Annotated in this window: 20 protein-coding genes; 2 read left to right on the forward strand and 18 right to left on the reverse strand. The window is 68.9% G+C overall.

The window, feature by feature from the left end; genetic code table 11:
- Window positions 1-88 precede the first annotated feature (88 nt).
- From ACIPK3_RS17795 to ACIPK3_RS17810, 4 genes are all read right to left on the reverse strand, one after another.
- On the reverse strand, window positions 89-511 hold the full coding sequence (locus ACIPK3_RS17795; protein ID WP_402570630.1) for a DUF6113 family protein: 423 nt from the start codon (window positions 509-511) through the stop codon (window positions 89-91).
- Complete coding sequence (mshB, locus tag ACIPK3_RS17800) at window positions 508-1,383, reverse strand: N-acetyl-1-D-myo-inositol-2-amino-2-deoxy-alpha-D-glucopyranoside deacetylase (RefSeq protein WP_402570632.1); 876 nt, start codon at window positions 1,381-1,383, stop codon at window positions 508-510. The genes ACIPK3_RS17795 and mshB overlap by 4 nt, the downstream gene beginning before the upstream one ends.
- Complete coding sequence (locus tag ACIPK3_RS17805) at window positions 1,380-2,225, reverse strand: helix-turn-helix domain-containing protein (protein WP_402570634.1); 846 nt, start codon at window positions 2,223-2,225, stop codon at window positions 1,380-1,382. Before ACIPK3_RS17805 ends, mshB begins: the two co-directional genes overlap by 4 nt.
- A gap of 196 nt (window positions 2,226-2,421) precedes the next feature.
- Window positions 2,422-2,727, reverse strand: coding sequence for an ATP-binding protein (locus tag ACIPK3_RS17810; protein ID WP_402570636.1), 306 nt, complete (start codon window positions 2,725-2,727; stop codon window positions 2,422-2,424).
- A gap of 9 nt (window positions 2,728-2,736) precedes the next feature.
- Here ACIPK3_RS17810 and ACIPK3_RS17815 point away from each other — a divergent pair, with 9 nt between their 5' ends.
- Window positions 2,737-2,886, forward strand: coding sequence for a DUF397 domain-containing protein (locus ACIPK3_RS17815; protein WP_402570804.1), 150 nt, complete (start codon window positions 2,737-2,739; stop codon window positions 2,884-2,886).
- 38 nt (window positions 2,887-2,924) lie between these two features.
- On the opposite strand, the gene ACIPK3_RS17820 is transcribed toward ACIPK3_RS17815, so the two are convergent.
- From ACIPK3_RS17820 to ACIPK3_RS17830, 3 genes are all read right to left on the reverse strand, one after another.
- The gene (locus ACIPK3_RS17820; protein WP_402570638.1) at window positions 2,925-3,353 is read right to left on the reverse strand and encodes a cytidine deaminase; all 429 of its coding nucleotides are present in this window, start codon (window positions 3,351-3,353) and stop codon (window positions 2,925-2,927) included.
- Entirely contained in the window at window positions 3,350-3,724 is a 375-nt protein-coding gene (locus ACIPK3_RS17825; RefSeq protein WP_402570640.1) for a VOC family protein, read from the reverse strand. Before ACIPK3_RS17825 ends, ACIPK3_RS17820 begins: the two co-directional genes overlap by 4 nt.
- 84 nt (window positions 3,725-3,808) lie before the next feature.
- Entirely contained in the window at window positions 3,809-4,003 is a 195-nt protein-coding gene (locus tag ACIPK3_RS17830) for a hypothetical protein (protein WP_030346161.1), read from the reverse strand.
- Between the two features lie 191 nt (window positions 4,004-4,194).
- Here ACIPK3_RS17830 and ACIPK3_RS17835 point away from each other — a divergent pair, with 191 nt between their 5' ends.
- Window positions 4,195-6,327, forward strand: coding sequence for a prolyl oligopeptidase family serine peptidase (locus tag ACIPK3_RS17835; protein ID WP_402570642.1), 2,133 nt, complete (start codon window positions 4,195-4,197; stop codon window positions 6,325-6,327).
- A gap of 163 nt (window positions 6,328-6,490) precedes the next feature.
- On the opposite strand, the gene ACIPK3_RS17840 is transcribed toward ACIPK3_RS17835, so the two are convergent.
- The 11 genes from ACIPK3_RS17840 to typA form a co-directional block, all read right to left on the reverse strand.
- Entirely contained in the window at window positions 6,491-7,534 is a 1,044-nt protein-coding gene (locus ACIPK3_RS17840; RefSeq protein WP_402570644.1) for an ABC transporter ATP-binding protein, read from the reverse strand.
- Window positions 7,527-8,501, reverse strand: a complete 975-nt coding sequence (locus ACIPK3_RS17845) for an ABC transporter ATP-binding protein (RefSeq protein WP_402570646.1) — start codon at window positions 8,499-8,501, stop codon at window positions 7,527-7,529. Before ACIPK3_RS17845 ends, ACIPK3_RS17840 begins: the two co-directional genes overlap by 8 nt.
- Window positions 8,502-8,507: 6 nt before the next feature.
- Window positions 8,508-9,518 (reverse strand): ABC transporter permease, encoded by a 1,011-nt coding sequence (locus ACIPK3_RS17850; RefSeq protein WP_402570648.1) that lies wholly within the window; start codon window positions 9,516-9,518, stop codon window positions 8,508-8,510.
- Complete coding sequence (locus tag ACIPK3_RS17855; protein WP_402570650.1) at window positions 9,511-10,434, reverse strand: ABC transporter permease; 924 nt, start codon at window positions 10,432-10,434, stop codon at window positions 9,511-9,513. The genes ACIPK3_RS17850 and ACIPK3_RS17855 overlap by 8 nt, the downstream gene beginning before the upstream one ends.
- 6 nt (window positions 10,435-10,440) lie before the next feature.
- A complete protein-coding gene (locus ACIPK3_RS17860) occupies window positions 10,441-12,060 on the reverse strand; it encodes an ABC transporter substrate-binding protein (RefSeq protein WP_402570651.1) in 1,620 nt (539 codons plus the stop codon).
- A 193-nt stretch (window positions 12,061-12,253) separates the two neighbouring features.
- Entirely contained in the window at window positions 12,254-13,402 is a 1,149-nt protein-coding gene (locus ACIPK3_RS17865) for a dipeptide ABC transporter ATP-binding protein (protein ID WP_402570653.1), read from the reverse strand.
- Window positions 13,395-14,447, reverse strand: coding sequence for an ABC transporter ATP-binding protein (locus ACIPK3_RS17870; RefSeq protein ID WP_402570655.1), 1,053 nt, complete (start codon window positions 14,445-14,447; stop codon window positions 13,395-13,397). Before ACIPK3_RS17870 ends, ACIPK3_RS17865 begins: the two co-directional genes overlap by 8 nt.
- An 11-nt stretch (window positions 14,448-14,458) precedes the next feature.
- A complete protein-coding gene (locus ACIPK3_RS17875) occupies window positions 14,459-15,397 on the reverse strand; it encodes an ABC transporter permease (protein WP_402570657.1) in 939 nt (312 codons plus the stop codon).
- Window positions 15,390-16,319, reverse strand: a complete 930-nt coding sequence (locus ACIPK3_RS17880) for an ABC transporter permease (protein ID WP_402570659.1) — start codon at window positions 16,317-16,319, stop codon at window positions 15,390-15,392. The genes ACIPK3_RS17875 and ACIPK3_RS17880 overlap by 8 nt, the downstream gene beginning before the upstream one ends.
- Before the next feature lie 134 nt (window positions 16,320-16,453).
- Window positions 16,454-18,082, reverse strand: coding sequence for an ABC transporter substrate-binding protein (locus ACIPK3_RS17885; RefSeq protein ID WP_402570661.1), 1,629 nt, complete (start codon window positions 18,080-18,082; stop codon window positions 16,454-16,456).
- Window positions 18,083-18,662: 580 nt separating this feature from the next.
- Window positions 18,663-20,570 (reverse strand): translational GTPase TypA, encoded by a 1,908-nt coding sequence (gene typA / locus ACIPK3_RS17890; protein WP_402570663.1) that lies wholly within the window; start codon window positions 20,568-20,570, stop codon window positions 18,663-18,665.
- Between the last annotated feature and the right edge of the window lie 29 nt (window positions 20,571-20,599).

Genomic DNA, 20,599 nt, shown 5'->3' on the forward strand with positions numbered 1-20,599 from the left:
CCATACTGGCCGTCCATGACGTGTATCCCGTGGCCGCTGGGGAATTCCCCACGGGACTCGCACGCGCGTTTCACGGCGAATCGGTACGTCACTTGGCAAGTCGGGCGTCGGCGTCGTCCGGTTGCCTCCGCGGCGCAAGGGTGGCGCAGATCACAGCAAGAGCCATGCCACCCAGCAGGAACAGATAGGGGCCGCCGCCCGCCGCGAACACGAAGTCCCCTTCCGGGCGGCCGAGGGTGAGCGCGATGACGGTGACGAACCATCCCGCCGCCGGGGCCACGGCCCCACCGCGGCTTCGGGTGACGCGCGCACCGCCGAGGAACAGTCCTGCCGCACCCGCCAGCGCGAGCAGCAACCCGCCGGGGAACCAGCCGGCCTGCACCAGCGACCCGGCCACGCCGACCACGGCACCGAGCACGAACAGACCTACGAGGGCGGCGATCCGCGCGGCGGAGGGGAAGCGCAGCGGCTGCGCGAGCATGGACCCGCGCCCGGCCGGTCCGCCGCTCATGACGCCTCCCGCGCGGCGACGGGGCCGAACAGGTCGGTGTACCGGACATCCGGCCGCCCACCGTTGCCGGCCGGGTCCACCAGTTCGTAGTACTCGGTGGCGAAGACCGGCTGGGCCAGCGCGTTGGAGAGCGCGAAGTACGGCTCGGCGACCTCGATCTGGGTGGCATGGGCGCGCATCGCGCCCGCCTTGGCGGCGACGTACGCGCCGCCGTCGATCTCGGCGGTGACGCGCTCGTCGTCGACCACGCCCGGTACGTCGTCCAGGGCCGCGGACTTGGCGAAGGGCAGACCGGGCAGATCCTCCCGGAGGCGGGCGAACGCGGCCTCGGCGACGGAGCGCGGGACGCGGTTCCAGTAGACGGCGGGTACCGTCCAGCCCGCTTCGGCGGCCAGTTCAACGGCCCGCATGGCGACGCGGTGGGCCTGGATGTGGTCCGGGTGTCCGTAACCGCCGTTGTCGTCGTAGGTGATGAGGACCTGGGGGCGGACCTCCAGGATCACCTCCACGAGGTACCCGGCGGCCTTGTCGAGGTCCGCCCGCCAGAAGCACGCGGGGTCGTCGTTGTCGGCCAGTCCCATCATCCCGGAGTCCGCGTACCGCCCGGCCCCGCCGAGCAGCCGGAAGTCCTCGACACCGAGCGCGCCCATCGCCTCCGCGAGCTCCCGCATCCGGTGCTCCCCGAGGGCGGCACCGCTCAGATGCCCCAGCTCGGCCGGAATGACCTCGCCCCGCTCCCCGAGGGTGCAGGTGACCAGCGTCACCCGTGCTCCCTCGGCCGCGTACTTGGCCATGGTCGCGCCGTTGTTGATCGACTCGTCGTCCGGGTGCGCGTGCACGAGCAGCATCCGCCGAGCGGGCAGTTCCGTCATGGGGCCAGCCTACGAGCAGAGCGGCACTCACGGCACAGCCCCGGTTCGGGTGCGCGGAAGGCTCGGTCACAGGACTCGCAGGTCTGGAGTGGGTGCCGGACCTGCGGTGGGAGGGCCGGTGCGCGGAGTGGTGGCAGGGGTGGGAGGTCGGCGCGGAGGCGGTGGGCCATCAGGGCGGCCGGGCGGCGTACGCCCTCGGGCGGGAAGCCCGTCGTCAGGGCGTGCCGTACGGCGGCGGGGCCGGCGTCCCGCTCCAGCCAGGCGGCGACTCCGGGCGCGAGGTGCGCGGTGTCGCAGGCGGAGAGGAGGAGGCGGGGGTCGAGACGGCGCAGGTCCGCGAGCAGGTCGGCGGCCTGCTGGAGAAGCGCGGGGGCGGTGCACACGGGCTGCGGCACGGCGGGCAGCGGCTTGCGGGCCGCCCGCTTCCTCGGCCGTTCGGACCGCTCAGGGGCGGGCGCGTCGGCCGTACGGCGGTGGCGGCCGGGCTGGTTGCAGGAGACCGTCCGGGTGACGATGCGGCCACCGGGCAGCCGCTCCCGTTCGCGCCGCAGGTAGCCGTGCGCCTCCAGCTCGCGCAGCGCGGCGGCGATCCTGGTCGCGCCCTCCGGGAACCGGGTCGTGAGCGTCTTGATGTCCACGCGGGCACCGGCGGGAAGCGACTGGATGTACACGCCGAGCCCGATGGCGAGCCCCGACAGCTCCGGGTGCTGGGCCAGATGGTTGCCGATCACCGTGAAGCGGGCGGTGTGGCGGGCGTTGTCGTGGATCAGCCCTCCGGAGTGATTCCTCCGGGCAACTCGGGACTGGGCGTGCGGGGGCACGCTAGGGTTTTGTGTATCCATCGGGAAGGTTCGGCTTCCTAGTGGTCAGGCCCTCGCACCGGGATTGCACTCCCTGCGGGGGCCGACGTATGTCTGTTGTCGTGTCGCGCTGAGCGTAGGGCAGGCAAGGGGCCACGAAACCAGCCGAATTGGCATATTCACTCGCCCGAGTGAGGCCGTGCCACGGGCGGGAGGGGTGGGGCTTGGCGAGGTCCTTTCACCCTCGTGGTCCTTGAAGAAGACCGCCCCCGACACCGGAGCACGACCCGCCGGGTTCCGGTGCGGCGCGCACCACGACTTCCGCCCGCACCGTCTTGCGCGGCGACCGTCCCGGAGCCACTCCCCAGCGGTCCGCGAGGGCCTCCACGAGGACGAGCCCCCGGCCCGTCTCGGCATCCTCCACGGACTCCTGGAGTTCGGGCAGACGTTCCCCGTAGGTGTCGGTCACCTCGATCCGCAGGGCGTCCCCGACGACGTAGAGCTCCAGCAGGAAGTCACGGCCCGGGACGCGGCCGTGCAGCACGGCGTTGGCATCAAGGTGCTGAAGTTCGCTGACGGCTCGGCAGAGGGGCGTTCGCCCGGCACGGTGCACGTCCGCGACTCCAAGCACACCGAGGGCCCCCGCATCCACTTCGCCCCCGCCACCTGGGCCGACTTCGTCCCGTACGCCTCCCGCGCCTAGAAGCCACCCCGGGGCGGGAGTCAAGCACCACCGGGTTCCTACTCGGCCCCCAGTTGGTGGTCGGCCCAGACGTAGCTCCCGGGTAGCAGGTCCGTGACCGGGACGGCTCGGAGGTGGGCGCCCTCGCTGACGATGACCTCGAGGGCGGGGAAGTAGTCGAGCAGGACCTGCCGGCAGCGGCCGCACGGCGGGACGACTCCCCGGTCGCGGTCGCCCACGGCGACGATCGTGTCCAGCTCGTGGGCGCCCTGGGCGGCGGCCGCGCCGATGAGGACGAGTTCGGCGCAGGGGCCTCCGGTGAAGTGGTAGGCGTTCACGGCGGTGACGATCCGGCCGTCCCGGGCGCGGGCCGCCGCGGCCATGGTGTGGTTGTCACCCCGGCAGCGTGTGCGGGCCACGTGGGCCGCGGCCTGGACGAGCTCGGAGTCGACGTGCTCGGCGTCGGGCTGGCGGGACTGTGCGGTCATGGGGCGAGGCGGGTCCTGAGCAGGCAGAACTCGTTGCCTTCGGGGTCGGCGAGGACGTACCAGGGCACCTCACCGGACTGGCCGATGTCGACACGTACGGCCCCGGCGGCCAGGAGGCGTTCGAGTTCGGCGTCCTGATCGCGGTCGGTGGGGTTGACGTCGATGTGCAGCCGGAGTTTCCCGCTCTTCGGCTCGTCGGTGCGGAGGAGGACCATCGTCGGCTGGGGGCCGCCGAATCCCTCGGGCGGTCCGATCTCGATGCCGCCTTCCTCGCGGTCGAGCACGACGAAGTCCAGGACCTCGCACCAGAACCGCGCCAGCGCCTCGGGGTCCTGGCAGTCGAGCACGAACTCACCGACACGGCACGCCATTGACGGAACCCACCCTCAGCACTCCTCGGCCCTCGCGGTGAGAGCACGCACTCCCGCGACCGTACCGGGCGAGCGGAAGCCGCGTCAGAACTTGATGCTGCCGATCATGCTCGCGACGTTCGTCGTCAGCTCGCTGATCGTCGGCGCGACGGTCGAGGAGGCCAAGTAGAAGCCCAGCAGCATGCAGACGACCGCGTGACCGCCCTTCAGGCCCGACTTCTTGATCAACAAGAAGACGATGATCGCCAGCAGCACCACCGCCGAAATCGAGAGTGCCACGGCGGCTCACCTCCAAAGATCCCAGGTACACGAGGGGGGTCCGACTATGGGGGTTGTAGATCGGTACAGCAAATACATACAGGAGCCAGCAGGTTCATACCCACCCAGCGGTAGCGATCATAACTTTCCGTACTCGCGCATCGCTCGGCGCATGGCCGCACAAGGGGGCGCATGGCCAATATGGTCAAGGCATGACGACCGAGGCAGACTCCTTCCCCCGACGGCACGCCCGCACACAGCGGTTCACGCTCGGCGCGCCACGCGCCTTCACCGTGGCGCCCGACGGCTCCCGTGTCGCTTTCCTGCGCTCGCACTCCGGTACGGACCGGGCCAACTCCCTCTGGATCATGGACATCGAGGACGGCACGGAGCGCGTGGCGGCCGACCCGGGAGCGCTGCTGGGCGGGGCCGCCGAGCACCTCTCGGCCGAGGAGCGGGCACGCCGCGAGCGCAGCCGGGAGGGCGGCGCCGGCATCGTCGGCTACGCCACCGACTCGGCCGTGGAGCTGGCGTCTTTCGCGTTGTCAGGTCGGCTTTTCACGGCCGAGCTGCGGGCCGGTACGGCACGTGAACTCCCTTCTCCGGGGCCGGTGATCGACCCTCGCCCGGCACCCGACGGGCGGCACGTGGCGTACGTCGCCCAGGGGGCGCTGCGGGTCGTGGGGGCGGAGGGAGAGAGCGACCGGGCGCTCGCGGAGCCCGAGTCGGAGAACGTCACGTACGGGCTGGCCGAGTTCATCGCGGCCGAGGAGATGGGGCGTTCACGGGGTTTCTGGTGGGCGCCGGACTCGGAGCGGCTGCTGGTGGCGCGCGCGGACGACACACCGGTGCGGCGCTGGTGGATCGCGGATCCGGCCCGACCGGAGCGTGAGCCACAGCACATCGCGTACCCGGCGGCGGGCACCGCCAACGCCGAGGTGCGTCTGTTCGTGATGGGGCTCGACGGCTCGCGCACCGAGGTTGTCTGGGACTCCGCGCGCTATCCGTATCTCGCCCATGTGCACTGGTCAGACGCCGGGGCGCCGCTGATCCTGGTGCAGGCGCGGGACCAGCGCGGTCAGCTCTTCCTCGCCGTCGACCCGGAGACGGGGGCGACCCGGATGGTGCACGCGGAGGAAGATCCAACATGGCTTGAACTGTTCGCCGGTGTGCCCTGCTGGACCCCGTCGGGACGGCTGGTCCGGATCGCCGACGAGGGTGGTGCCCGGGTCCTCGCGGTGGGCGAACGCCCGCTCACCCGGGCCCAGTTGCACGTCCGCGCGGTGCTCGACGTGTCCGACGACGACGTGCTGGTCTCGGCGTCGGCCGGCGAGGAGGCCGAGGATCCGGAAACCGGCGAGGTGCACGTCTACCGGGTGAACGAGCTCGGTGTGGAGCGTGTTTCGCAGGAGCCCGGCGTGCACTCGGCCGTTCGCGCCGGAGGTGTGACGGTTCTCGTCTCCGCGAACCTCGACCGGCCCGGCACCCGGGTCCAGGTCCTCCGTGACGGAAAACCGGCGGGCACTGTCACGTCCTACGCCGAACATCCCGGTATGTCCCCCCGCGTGACCCTGACCGAAGGGGGCGCACGGCGGATCCCGTGCGCCGTGCTGTTGCCGCAGGACCACCACTCCGACACCCTTCTTCCGGTCCTGCTGGACCCTTACGGCGGTCCGCACGGCCCACGGGTGGTCGCCGCGCACAACGCCCACCTGACCTCGCAGTGGTTCGCCGACCAGGGCTTCGCGGTGATCGTCGCCGACGGCCGGGGCACCCCGGGCCGCTCCCCCGCCTGGGAGAAGGCGGTGCACGGCGACTTCACGGTGTCCCTCGACGACCAGGTCGAGGCGCTCCAGGACCTCGCGAAGCGCTACCCGCTCGACCTGTCCCGGGTCGCCATCCGGGGCTGGTCCTACGGCGGCTGGCTCGCGGGCCTCGCCGTGCTGCGCCGCCCGGACGTCTTCCACGCGGGCATCGCGGGTGCCCCGGTGACCGACTGGCGGCTGTACGACACCCACTACACCGAGCGGTATCTGGGCGACCCCGGCGCGGACCCGGCCGCGTACGCCAGGAGTTCCCTGGTCACCGACGGCGGGCTGTCCTCCCCCGCCGAACCGCACCGGCCGCTGATGATCGTGCACGGGCTGGCCGACGACAACGTGGTGGTGGCCCACGCCCTGCGCCTGTCCTCCGCCCTGCTGGCGGCCGGCCGCCCGCACGAGGTGCTGCCGCTGTCCGGCGTCACGCACATGACCCCGCAGGAGCAGGTCGCGGAGAACCTGTTGCTCCTTCAGGTGGACTTCCTCAAAAGGTCCCTTGCCGGCTCGCGGCCGCAACCGGCTTAACGCACAGGCAACTTCACGGAAGCGACGCCGATATACGCGCGGGCGAAGCTGGACGGCGTACGGCCGTGCGGGTGCCGTGGACGGGCCGGGGGGCGTCATGCCACCCGGCCCGTTGCCGTACCGCCCCCTCCCCCGCGCGCCACGCCACCCCTCCGTACCCGTCCTACCGCGACTCGGTGTGCGCCATCGGCGCCGTCTCCGCGAAGTGGCAGGCCGAGTCGTGCGCCGCCGGGCCGCTCGTCCCCCGGAACGCGGCGGGCACCGCGAGCACCGGCTCCTCCACCGTGCAGCGCTCCTGCGCCTTCCAGCAGCGGGTGCGGAAGCGGCACCCGGACGGGACGGCGGCCGGGGACGGGACGTCACCCGTGAGGATGATGCGCGCACGACGGTCCCGGGCCTCGGGGTCGGGGACCGGGACGGCGGAGAGCAGGGCCTGGGTGTAGGGGTGCGTCGGGTGGTCGTAGATCTCGGTGTCGCTGCCGGTCTCCACCACTCGGCCCAGGTACATCACCGCGACCCGGTCCGAGATGTGCCGCACGATCGACAGGTCGTGTGCGATGAACACGTACGACAGGTCGAACTCGTCCTGGAGCCGCTCCATCAGGTTGATCACCTGCGCCTGCACCGAGACGTCCAGCGCGGACACCGGTTCGTCGGCGACGATCACCTCCGGGCGCAGCGCCAAACCCCGTGCGATGCCGATGCGTTGGCGCTGGCCGCCGGAGAACTGGTGCGGATAGCGGTTGAGGTGCTCGGGGTTGAGGCCGACCACCTCCAGCAGTTCCTGGACCCTGCGCCGGCGGTCGCCCCTGGGTGCCGCCTCCGGGTGGATCTCGTACGGCTCTCCGATGATGTCGCCCACCGTCATACGGGGGTTGAGCGAGGTGTACGGGTCCTGGAAGACCATCTGGATGTTGCGCCGCACCGCCTTCAGGGCGCGGCCGGTCAGCGCGGTGATGTCCTCGCCCTTGAACCGGATCGCACCCGCCGTGGGCCGTTCCAGGTGGCACAGCATCCTCGCGACCGTCGACTTGCCGCAGCCCGACTCGCCCACCACGCCCAGGGTTCGGCCCCGGTGCACGGTGAGGTCGACGCCGTCCACCGCGCGCACCTCGCCGATCCGCTTCCTGAGGACGATGCCTCGGGTGAGCGGGTAGTGCTTGACGAGGCCGCTGACCTCCAGGATCGGCTCGGCCGTGTCAGCCATCGAGGCACTCCCTCCAGAAGTGGCAGGCGCTGCCCCGGGTCCCGGACACCTCGTACAGCGGCGGTTCGTCCGTACGGCACACGTCCCGCGCCATCGGGCAGCGCGGGTGGAAGGCGCAGCCGAGCGGGATGGCCGTCAGGCTCGGCGGCAGGCCCTTGATGGCGTACAGCTCGCTGCCCTTGTGGTCCAGACGCGGAATGGAGTCGAGCAGGCCTCGGGTGTAGGGGTGTGCCGGTGCCTTGTAGAGGTCGTGGACGGGGGCCGACTCGACGATCCGTCCCGCGTACATCACGGCGATGCGGTCGGCGACGTCCGCGACCACCCCGAGGTCGTGGGTGATGAGGATGAGGGCCATGTCGTAGGCGTGCCGCAGCTCCGCGAGCAGGTCCATGACCTGGGCCTGGACGGTGACGTCGAGGGCGGTGGTGGGCTCGTCCGCGATGATGAGCGCAGGTTCGAGGGCCAGCGCCATGGCGATCATGACGCGCTGGCGCATACCGCCGGAGAACTGGTGGGGGTAGTCACGCACCCGCTGGGCGGCGGCCGGGATGCGCACCCGGTCCATCAGCTCGACCGCCTTCGCCCGCGCGTCCTTCCTCGACATGCCCCGGTGCACGACGAACATCTCGCCGAGCTGCTCGCCCACGGAGAGCACGGGGTTCAGCGAGGACAGCGCGTCCTGGAAGATCATCGCCATTTCGGCGCCCCGGATCTTCCGTCTCTCCTCCTCCCTGAGCTTCAGCAGGTCCCTGCCCCGGAAGAGGATCTCGCCGCCGGTGACCTTCCCCGGCGGGGTGTCGAGGATGCCCATCACGGCCTGCGCGGTGACCGACTTGCCGGAGCCGGACTCGCCGAGCACCGCGAGGGTCTCCCCCGCGTCCACGCCGTAGTCGACCCCGTTGACGGCCTTGGCGACACCGTCCCGGGTGCGGAACTCCACGTGCAGGTCGCGTACTTCGAGCAGCACGGTGGCTCACCTCAGCTTCGGGTCCAGGGCGTCGCGCACCGCGTCGCCGAGCATGATGAAGGCCAGCACCGTGACGGCCAGCGCTCCGGAGGGCCACAGCAGCGCGTGCGGGGCGTTGCGGATGTAGGGGGAGGCGGCGGAGATGTCGATGCCCCAGGAGACGCTCGGCGGTTTGAGGCCGACACCGAGATACGACAGGGTCGCTTCCAGGGAGATGTAGGTACCGAGGGCGATGGTGGCCACGACGATCACCGGGGCGACGGCGTTGGGCGTGATGTGGCGCAGCAGGATGCGGGAGTTGGAGGCGCCAAGGGCGCGGGCCGCGAGGACGTAGTCGTTCTGCTTGGCGGTGATGACCGAGCCGCGCGCGATACGCGAGATCTGCGGCCAGCCGAGCAGCACCATGAACCCCACCACCGGCCAGACCGTGTTGCTGGTGACGACGGACAGCAGCACCAGGCCGCCGAGGACCACGGGGATCGCGAAGAAGATGTCGGTCAGCCGGGACAGCAGTGAGTCCCAGGTGCCGCCGTAGAACCCGGCGAGCCCGCCGAGGGCGGACCCGAGCAGAGCCACCCCGAGGGTGGCGCAGACGCCGACCGTGACGGATGTGCGGGCACCGTAGACGGTTCTGGTGTACACGTTGCAGCCCTGGCCGTCGTAGCCGAAGGGGGCGCCCGGCTGGGAGCCCTGCTGGGCCTTGGCCAGGTCGCAGTTCAGGGGGCTTCCGGAGGCGATCAGCGACGGCCAGAGGGAGATGACGACCAGGAAGACGATGACGAGCGCGGAGACCACGAAGACCGGGTTGCGGCGCAGGTCCCGCCAGGCGTCGGACCACAGGCTGCGCGGTCTGTCGCCCGGGCCCGTGCCGTCCGGCCCCTGGGGGGTGCGCTCCAGGGTCTCGGCCTCGCTCGCCGCCAGGTCCATCGCGCCGCCCGCTCCGGTCCCCGCGACGGCGCCCCCGGCCTGGTGGGACTCGTAGGGCTCGTACGGTTCTCGGGACAGTCGCTCAGTCATAGCGGATCCTCGGGTCGAGTACGGCGTACAGCAGGTCGACCAGCAGGTTGGCGATCAGGAACACCAGGACGAGGACGGTCACGAAGCCGACGACCGTCTGGGTGTTCTGGCGGAGGATCCCCTGGTAGAGCTGGTAGCCGACGCCGTGGATGTTGAAGATGCGCTCGGTGACGATCGCCCCGCCCATCAGCGCGCCGATGTCCGTGCCGATGAAGGTGACGACGGGGATGAGTGAGTTGCGCAGCAGGTGCCGGGTGATGATCCGGCGCCGGGGCAGGCCCTTCGCGACGGCCGTACGGACGTAGTCGGACCGCTTGTTCTCCGCGATCGAGGTACGGGTCAGCCGGGTGACGTAGGCGAGGGACACGGCGGCCAGCACCAGGCCCGGCACGATCAGCTCGCCGAAGGTCGCCTGCTGGGAGACCGAGGGCTTGATCCAGTGCCACTCGACGCCCAGCAGCAGTTTGAGCAGGACGCCGGTGACGAAGGTGGGTACGGAGATCACGACCAGGGTGGCCAGGAGTACGGCGGTGTCGACGGGCCGTCCGCGACGCAGCCCGGTGAGCACGCCCAGCGTGATGCCGATGACCAGTTCGAAGAGGATCGCCACGATGGTCAGCCGGATCGTGACGGGGAACGCCGCCGCCATCAGCTCGGTGACGGGCTGGCCGTTGAACGCCGTACCGAAGTCACCGGTGAAGACGTTGCCCATGTAGGTGACGTACTGCCGCCACAGCGGCTGGTCGAGGCCGAACTCCCGCTTCAGCTGGGCGGCCGTCGCCGGGTCGCAGGCGCGCTCGCCGCAGAGTCCGGCGACGGGGTCGCCCATCACGTTCACCATCAGGAAGATCAGCAGCGTCGCCCCGACGAACACCGGGATCATCTGGAGCAGGCGGCGGACGACATAGCGGCCCATCGCCGGTCAGCTGACCTTGATCTCGTTGTACACGGGGACACTGAAGGGGTTGAGCGCCACGTTGGAGAGGCGCTCCGAGTAGCCCGCGCTGCCGTTCTGGTACCAGAGCGGGATGGCGGCCATGTTGTCGCGCACGACTTCCTCGGCCTTCTGGAAGAGGGAGACCGCCTTCGCGGTGTCGGTCTCGGCGTTGGCCTGGTCGACGCGCCGGTCGAACTCCTTGTTGGACCACTTGCCGTCGTTGGAGGAGGCGTTGGTGTAGTAGAGCGGCTGGAGGAAGTTCTGGATCAGCGGGTAGTCCATCTGCCAGCCGGCCCGGAAGGGGCCGGGCATCTGCTTCTGGCTGATCTTGCTCCGGTAGTCCGCGAAGGTGCCGATGGGGTTGCCGACGCAGGCCTTGTCGTTGCCCAGGGCCTTGTTGACGGAGTGGCAGACGGCGTCCACCCACAGGCCGTGCGAGCCGCTGTCCGCGTTGTAGGTGATCTTCAGTCGGCCGCCGGGGATGCCGCCGCCCTCCTGGATCAACTGCCTGGCCCGCGCCGGGTCGTAGTCGCAGGCGTCCCCGCACAGGCCGTCCTGGAAGCCGCCGTCCACGCCGAGGACCGGGGAGGTCCAGTCGGTGGCCGGGGTGCGGGTCCGCTGGAAGATGGTGGAGGTGATCTGCTTCCGGTTGATCGCCATGGACAGGCCCGTGCGGACCTTTTCCATGCCGGGCCGGTTCCAGCGCTCGTCGTAGTAGGGGAAGGCGAGGGTCTGGATGATCCCGGCCGGGACGCTGATGTAGCGGTCGCCGAGGTCGCCTCTGACGTTCTTGAGCTCGGAGGCGGGGATGTCGTCCACGAGGTCGAGGTAGCCGGCCAGGAGATCGGTGTAGGCGGTGTCGCTGTCGGTGTACACCTTGAGGGACACGCCCTTGTTCCGCGCCTTGTCCTCACCCGGGTAGGCGGCCCAGCTGACCAGGTCCATCTGGGCGCCCTTGGTGTACGAGGCGATCCTGTACGGCCCGTTGCCGACGGGCTTGCGGACCCAGGCCGCGTGATCGGTGAAGAACGCCCTCGGCAGCGGGGCGAAGGCGACATAGCCGAGGGTGTCGGGGAAGCTGGAGAACTTCTGGTTCAGCCGGACCGTGAAGGTGCGGTCGTCCAGGACCCTGAGGCCGGAGAGCTTCTCCGCGGTCTGCGAGCCGTTCTCCGGGTGGACCTTGTCGTAGCCCTCGATGTAGCCGAAGAAGTACGCGTTCTTCTGGTTGTTCCGCAGGCTCGCACCGTAGTTCCAGGCGTCCACGAAGGACCTGGCGGTGACCTTCTCGCCGTTGCTGAACGTCCAGCCGTCCTTCACCGTGATCGTGAAGTTCCGCGAGTCCGGGGTGTCGATCCGCTCCGCCAGCATGTCCTGCGCGGCGCCGGTCCTCGGGTCGTACCTCTTGAGGCCCCGGAAGATCATGTCCAGGACCTTGCCGCCCTGCACCTCGTTGGTGTTCGTCGGCTCCAGCGGGTTCTGCGGGTCCCCCCAGGACGAACTCACCACCCCGTCGACCGCGCCGCCGGCCCCACCCCCGCACGCCACCGCGACGAACGCGACCGCCGCCGCGGCCGCCGCCCGCTTGGCGTGCCTGGCTCCACGCATGAGGTGCCTCCCTGGTGCGATGCGTTACCGGCCAATATCGCCGCAAATCACTTGCAGCGCATCGCACATCACCCGTACGGCGGAGGCGCCCACCCGGATGCCGGTCGGCGCCGAGGGGCCGGGGCGCCGCGCCGGACATGCCGATGCCCGGCACCTCCGTGAGGTGCCGGGCATCGGGTGGGTCGCGCGGGGGTCAGGCCGCGTGGACCACGTCCTTCTCCTCCGCGAAGTGGCAGGCCGACTCGTGGGCCGCCGGGGTGTCCGCGGTGCGGAAGCGCTCGGGGACGGCCAGGAGCGGGATCTCCTCGGCGCACTTGTCCTGGGCCTTCCAGCACCGGGTGCGGAAGCGGCAGCCGGACGGCGGGTTGGCCGGGGACGGCACGTCGCCGGTGAGGATGATCCGCTCGCGGCCCTCGCGGGCCTCGGGATCCGGCACCGGGACCGCCGACAGCAGCGCCTGGGTGTAGGGGTGCGTCGGGTGGTCGTAGATCTGCTCGTCGGTGCCGATCTCGGCCATCTTGCCGAGGTACATCACACCCACGCGGTCCGAGATGTGCCGGACGATCGACAGGTCGTGCGCGATGAAGATGTAGGAGAGGTTGAACTCTCCCTGGAGCCGCTCCATCAGGTTGATGACCTGAGCCTGCACGGACACGTCGAGCGCGGAGACCGGCTCGTCGCAGATGATGATCTCGGGGTTGAGCGCGAGGCCGCGGGCGATGCCGATGCGCTGGCGCTGACCGCCCGAGAACTGGTGCGGATAGCGGTGGATGTACTCGGGGTTGAGCCCGACGACGTCCAGGAGTTCCTGTACCCGCTTCCTGCGGTCGCCCTTCGGCGCCACCTCGGGGTGGATGTCGAACGGCTCACCGATGATGTCACCCACCGTCATACGGGGGTTGAGCGAGGTGTAGGGGTCCTGGAAGATCATCTGGATGTTCCGGCGGACCGCCTTGAGCGCCCGACCGGACAGCTTGGTGATGTCCTGGCCCTTGTAGAACACCTCGCCGGCCGTCGCCCGCTCCAGGTTCATCAGGAGCTTGGCGACGGTCGACTTGCCGCAGCCCGACTCGCCCACGATGCCCAGCGTCTCGCCCTGGTAGAGGTCGAACGAGATGCCGTCGACGGCCTTCACCGCGCCGATCTGGCGCTTGAAGAGGATGCCCTGGGTCAGCGGGAAGTGCTTGACCAGGTTGCGCACCTGGAGGATCGGCTCGCCCCGCTCGACGGGCGCGTCGAGGGCGGCGACCGCCTCCGCCTCGGTGCCGGCGTTCACGACGTCGATCTCGGAGACGTTGGGCGTGGCGTCGACCGCGGATTCCTTCTCGATCGGCTCAGCCATGGATCGTCTCCTTCCAGAAGTGGCACGCCGAGCCGCGGCCGAGCAGCTCGGTACCGTCGGATTCGGCCACCGGGAGCAGGGCCGGGATCTCCGTACGGCAGATGTCATCGGCCTTGGGGCAGCGCGGGTTGAAGGCGCAGCCGGTGGGGATGCTCATCAGGTTGGGCGGCAGGCCCTTGATCGCGTAGAGCTCCTGGCCCTTCTGGTCCAGGCGCGGGATCGAGTCCAGCAGGCCCCGCGTGTACGGGTGGGCCGGACGCTTGTACAGCTCGTGGACCGGTGCGGTCTCCACGATCCGTCCCGCGTACATCACCGCGATCTTGTCGGCGACGTCCGCCACCACACCGAGGTCGTGGGTGATCAGGATCAGACCCATGTTGTACTCGCGCTGCAGGTCGGCGAGCAGGTCCATCACCTGGGCCTGGACCGTCACGTCGAGGGCCGTGGTCGGCTCGTCGGCGATGATCAGGTCGGGCTCGAGGGCCAGCGCCATGGCGATCATGATGCGCTGACGCATACCGCCCGAGAACTGGTGCGGGTAGTCGTTCACACGCGCGGCGGCGGCCGGGATCTTCACCCGGTCCATCAGCTCGATCGCCTTGGCCTTGGCGTCCTTCTTGGACATGCCCAGGTGGACGCGGAACATCTCGCCGAGCTGGTAGCCGACGGTCAGTACCGGGTTCAGGGAGCTGAGCGCGTCCTGGAAGATCATCGCGATCCTGCGACCACGGATCTTGCGACGCTCCTCGCCGGACATCCGGAGCATGTCCTGGCCGCGGAAGAGGATCTGGCCCTGCGGGATCTTCGCCGGCGGCATGTCGAGGATGCCCATGATGGCCTGGGCCGTCACGGACTTGCCGGACCCGGACTCGCCGAGCACGGCGAGGGTCTCGCCCGCGCTCACGCTGTAGTTGACGCCGTTGACGGCCTTGGCCACGCCGTCCCGGGTGTGGAACTCGACGTGCAGGTCACGCACCTCGAGCAGGGGGCCCTCATGGCTCTCGTCGGGGACGAGGGCTGGGGCGGTGTCTTCGATGGTCTTCACGTACGCCTCCCTCAGCGCAGCTTCGGGTCGAGGGCGTCGCGGACCGCGTCGCCGAGCATGATGAACGCGAGCACGGTGATGCTCAGCAGGGCGCTGGGGAAGAACAGCACGTGCGGCGCGGTACGGATGACCGTCTGCGCGGACGAGATGTCATTGCCCCAGGAGACCACGCTGTCCGGAAGGCCGATGCCCAGGAAGGAGAGCGTCGCCTCGAGCGAGATGTAGCCGCCGAGTGCGATGGTGGAAACGACGATCACGGGGGCGACCGCGTTCGGAAGGATGTGCCGGAGCAGGATCCGGCCGGTGCCGGCGCCCAGCGCCCGCGCGGCCTGCACGAAGTCCTGCTGCTTGACGGTGATCACGGAACCGCGCATGACGCGGGTGATCTGGGTCCAGCCGAGGAACACCATCGCGAGGACCACGGTCCACACGGTGCGGTTGGTGAACGCGTTCAGGACGACGATGGCGCCGAGAAGCAGCGGGATGCCGAAGAACACGTCGGTGACGCGGGACAGGAGCGAGTCGAGCCAGCCCCCGTAGTAACCCGCGAACATGCCCACCAGGGTGCCGAGGAACGCGACACCGATGGTGGTGACGGTTCCGGCGATGATCGAGGCGCGGGCGCCGTACATCGTCCGGGAGTACACGCTGCGGCCCTGACCGTCGTAGCCGAACCAGTCGGCCTGGCCGACGTGGCTCCAGTTGGGGCCGGTCAGGTAGTGGTGCACGAGGTCGGCGTGCTTCGGGTCGGTGGAGGTGAACAGCCCCGGGAAGGCCGCGATCGTGAGCAGCAGCACGATCAGAGCGGCCGAGATGACGAAGAACGGGTTGCGGCGCAGATCCCGCCACGCGTCGGACCACAGGCTTCGCGGCTTGTCCTGGGAAGACTTGGGGGAAGAGTTGGTGACAGCGTCTTCCAGGGCCGTTTCGGTCGTGAGTGCCTCAGACATAGCGGATCCTCGGGTCCAGGACGGCGTAGAGCAGGTCCACGACGAGGCTGGAGAACAGGTAGACGATGACCAGGACGGTCACGATGCCGACGACGGTGGTGTTGTCGGATTGGTTGATCGACCGGTACAGGGTGTTGCCGATGCCGTGGACGTTGAAGATGCCCTCGGTGACGATGGCGCCGCCCATCAGGGCGCCCAGGTCGGTGCCGAGGAACGTGACCACGGGGATCAGCGAGTTGCGCATCAGGTGGACGCCGATGACGCGGCGACGCGGCAGGCCCTTGGCCACGGCCGTGCGCACATAGTCGGCACGAAGGTTCTCTGCGATGGAGGTTCTGCTGAGCCGCGCGACGTAGGCGAAGGACAGCGAGCCGAGGATGATGCCGGGCAGCAGCAGCTGGCCGAGGTCCTTGTCGTTCTGCACGGTCGCCGTGGTCCAGCCCAGGTCGGTCGCGAAGACCGTCTGCGCGACGAAGCCGAGGACGAAGATCGGCACGGAGACCAGCAGCAGCGTGATCACCAGCACGAGCTTGTCGTAGATCTTGCCTCGGTTGAGGCCCGACATCAGGCCCAGTCCCAGGCCGACCACGATCTCGATGGCGAACGCGACGAGGGCGAGCCGGATCGTGACGGGGAACGACTCGGACATCACGTCGCTGACCTTGCGCTGGGTCACGAAGCTGGTGCCGAAGTCGCCCTTGAACACGTTGCTGATGTAGTGCCAGTACTGCTCGAAGACCGGCCGGTCGAGCCAGTACTGGTGCTTCAGCTGTGCCATCGCCTGCGGGTCGGCAGGTCTGTCGCCCCACAGCGCCCTGACAGGGTCGCCGGGCAGGGAGTACACCATCAAAAAGATGAGCAGAGTGGTCCCGAAGAAGACCGGGATCATCTGGAGCAGTCGCCGCGCGACGTAGCGCCCCATCGAGCCTCCAAAGTGAGCCGTTCAGGCGGTCGCCCCGATGTGTCTAAGCGGGGGTGTCGGGGCGACCGTCAGCAGCGAACGGTGGGGCGCCCGCGGCATGCGCGGGCGCCTGGGTGAATCGACCGTTACGGCCCTTACTTGGCGAAGACCTCGACCTCGGCGTAGTCCGGCTTGCCGAAGGTGTCGTACACGACGCCCTTCACGTTCTTGGAGTAGCCGGCGTTGGTCTTGTAGTACCAGAGCGGGATGGACGGCATGTCCTTGTACAGAGCCGTCTCGGCCTCCTGGTACAGCTTCACCGACTCCTCCAGCGAGGAAGCCTTGTCAGCCTTGGCCGCGAGCCCGTCGAACTCCTTGTTGGAGTAGCCACCCTCGTTACCCGCGGCGGTGGTGCCGTACAGGTCCTTCAGGAAGTTGGCGTTCAGCGGGTAGTCCTGCACCCAGCCGGAGCGGTAGAAGCTCTGGACCTTCTTCTTGGTGCGGACGTCGAGCGCCGTCTTGAAGTCGGCCTTCGCGTCGCCCTCGCACTTGACGCCGGTGTTCTGCGTGATGTTCGCGCAGACCGCGGTGACCCATTCCTTGTGGCCGCCGTCGGCGTTGTACAGCACGGAAACCGTGGCGTTGGCGCCGCCGGCCTCCTGGATCAGCTGCTTGGCCTTCTCCGGGTTGTACTTGCAGAACTCACCGCAGGCGTCGGCCTTGTAGCCCTCGACGGCCGGCGGCACGTAGCCGGTGGCGGGGGTACGCGAACCGGCCAGCACCGTCTTGGTGATGGTGTCCCGGTCGATGGCCATGGAGATGCCCTGCATGAACTTGCCGCGGTCCTTCAGACCCTTGATCGACGGCGCGTACTCGGCGACGGCGATGGTCTGGATGGCGTTCTGCGGGGAGTCGACGGCGCGGTCGCCCAGGTCCTGGTGGTAGCTGGCCATGGCGCTCGGCGCCACCTGGTCCAGCACGTCCAGGTTGTCGGACGTGGCGTCCTTGTACGCGGCCTCGGAGGTCGTGTAGAACTTGAAGTTTATGCCACCGTTCTTGACCTTCGGGCCGGCGTACTTGTCGTAGCGCTTGACCTCGAAGTTCTGGTTGTGGTTCCACTTCACGAAGCTGTAGGCGCCGTTGCCGACGGGCTCCTGGCCGTACTTCTTCGGGTTGGTGAAGAAGACCTTGGGCAGCGGGTAGAAGGCGCTGTAGCCCAGCTTGTAGGTCCAGTACGGGACCGGGGTGGCCAGCTCGACCTTGATGGTGTAGTCGTCCGGAGCGGACAGACCGGACATCTTGGTGGTCTTGCCGGCGCCCTTCTCCGGGTGGACCTCGTCGTAGCCCTTGATGTCCGCGAACCAGGACGAGTTCTGCTGGGCGTTCTTCGGGTCGGCGCCCCAGTTCCAGGCGTCGATGAAGGAGTGCGCGGTGACCGGCTCGCCGTTGTGGAAGGTCCAGCCCTTCTTCACCTTGATGGTGTAGTGGCTGGCGTCGGTCTGCTTGATGTCCTCGGCGACGAGGTTCTCGAGCTTGCCCGTCTTGGGGTTGTAGTCGGCGAGGCCGCTGAAGAGGGCGTCGGTGATGTGGCCACCGCCGGTCTCCATGACGTTGGCCGGCTGGATCGGGTGCTGCGGCTCGCTGCTCTGGTAGCTGAACACGCCGTCCGGGTTGACCTTGCGCGAGCTGTCGCCCGAGTCACTGCTTCCACCACCGCAGGCGGTAGCTCCCAGCGCCACAACCGCAGCTATCGCCACCCACTTGGCACTCTTGGCACCGCGCATGGGTTCCTCCTCATGAGTCCTTTTGTTCACCGCAAGAGTGGGCACACGACACCGGGCCGTATCCGCTGCCGGAAAAGATCGGGTGCCCCCGCATGCTCGTGCGCCGTCGCCCACCCCAGAGGGTGACTCGCTCGACCGAGCTCTACGCGCCTAACTATCTGCCATGGCCGACTGGCCCGACCACACCCATTTGGTCTCGGTTCGATCACACCTGTCGCGTACTTCTTCCAAAATCCGGACAAACGGTTTGGCGAAAGATCGATGCGAAACGGACTTGTTACACAACTATCGACACTTCCTGTCCGCATACCGGACAGGAGGGCGTAAAAGTCAGTTGCGCAGAGACGCTCTGGCGTGCTTCGAGATCGTCCGTACCAACACGGATAGTGATCCGAGCAGACCGTCAGAGTAGTGCGAATCGGATGCCGGATGGCTCGATCTCGACCAAGTCAAGGGTTATCCCTATGTGTGGGCATGACCGAGAGCGACATGGGCCCCCTGAGGGCCCCCGGTCACACATGCCGGTGCCGGGCACCCCCCACGCTGGGGGATGCCCGGCACCGGCACGTCAGGGCAGGCGTCAGCCGTGCTTGGCCCGGCTCGCGGCGCGGGCGCGCTCGCGGGCGTCCAGGTTCACCTTGCGGATGCGGACCGCCTCCGGGGTGACCTCGACGCACTCGTCGTCGCGGCAGAACTCCAGCGACTGCTCCAGGGAGAGCTTGCGCGGCGGGACGATCGCCTCGAACGAGTCGGCCGACGAGGACCGCATGTTCGTGAGCTTCTTCTCCTTGGTGATGTTCACGTCCATGTCGTCGGAGCGTGAGTTCTCACCGACGATCATGCCCTCGTACACCTCGGTGCCCGGGTCCGTGAACAGCACGCCGCGCTCCTGGAGGTTGGTCATCGCGAACGCGGTGACCGCACCGGAGCGGTCGGCGACCAGGGAGCCGTTGTTACGGGTCTGGAGCGTGCCGAACCAGGGCTCGAAGCCCTCGTGGATGGAGTGGCCGATGCCGGTGCCGCGGGTCTGGGTCAGGAACTCGGTACGGAAGCCGATCAGACCGCGGGAGGGCACCACGAACTCCATGCGGACCCAGCCGGAGCCGTGGTTCGACATGTTGTCCATACGGCCCTTGCGGACACCCATGAGCTGCGTGACCGCGCCCATGTGCTCCTCGGGCACGTCGATCGTCATGCGCTCGACGGGCTCGTACGTCTTGCCGTCGACGTCCTTGGTGACCACCTGGGGCTTGCCGATGGTCAGCTCGAAGCCCTCACGGCGCATCTGCTCGACCAGGATGGCGAGCGCCAGCTCACCACGGCCCTGCACCTCCCAGGCGTCGGGGCGCTCGGTGTCCAGGACCCGGAGGCTGACGTTACCGATCAGCTCGCGCTCGAGGCGGTCCTTGACCTGGCGGGCCGTGACCTTGCGGTCCTTCACGGCCGCCTTCGCGTCGGCGCCCTTGCCGGTGCCACCACGGCCGACCAGCGGCGAGGTGTTGGTACCGATGGTCATGGAGATCGCGGGCTCGTCCACCGTGATCAGCGGCAGCGGGATCGGGTTCTCGGTGTCGGCGAGGGTCTCGCCGATCATGATGTCCGCGATACCGGCGACGGCGCAGATGTCACCCGGGCCGGCCTTCTCGGCCGGCTTGCGGGTGAGCGCCTCGGTCATCATCAGCTCGGTGATGCGGACGTTGCTGATGGACCCGTCGCGCTTGATCCAGGAGACCGTCTGGCCCTTGCGCAGCTCGCCCTGCTCGACGCGGAGCAGTGCGATACGGCCGAGGAAGTTGTCCGCGTCCAGGTTGGTGACGTGCGCCTGGAGCGGGGCCTCCTCGTCGTAGGTCGGGGCCGGGATGTGCTCCAGGATCGTGGAGAAGAACGGCTCCAGGCTGGTGGAGTCGGCCGGGACCGTGCCGTTCTCCGGCTTGGTCAGCGACGCGACGCCGTCACGGCCGCACGCGTAGACGATCGGGAACTCGATCTGCTCCTCGTCCGCGTCCAGGTCGAGGAAGAGGTCGTAGGTCTCGTTGACGACCTCGTCGATGCGGGAGTCCGGGCGGTCCGTCTTGTTGATGCACAGGATGACGGGCAGCCGCTGCTGGAGGGCCTTGCGCAGCACGAAGCGGGTCTGCGGGAGCGGACCCTCGGAGGCGTCCACGAGCAGGACCACACCGTCGACCATCGACAGACCGCGCTCGACCTCGCCGCCGAAGTCGGCGTGGCCGGGGGTGTCGATGATGTTGATGGTGATCGGGTCCCCGCCGTCCTTGGGGTGATACTTCACCGCCGTGTTCTTGGCGAGGATCGTGATGCCCTTCTCACGCTCCAGGTCGTTCGAGTCCATCATTCGGTCGTCGACGGAGTCGAGCTGGTGGGCGGCGAAGGCACCGGCCTGCTTCAGCATGCCGTCGACGATGGTCGTCTTGCCGTGGTCGACGTGGGCGACGATGGCGACGTTGCGGATGTCGTGGCGCGTGGCCATATTGCGACGTACTCCCGGGGTGTGAGGAA

The sequence above is a fragment of the Streptomyces sp. NPDC086787 genome (assembly GCF_044745865.1).
Classification (GTDB): Bacteria; Actinomycetota; Actinomycetes; order Streptomycetales; family Streptomycetaceae; genus Streptomyces.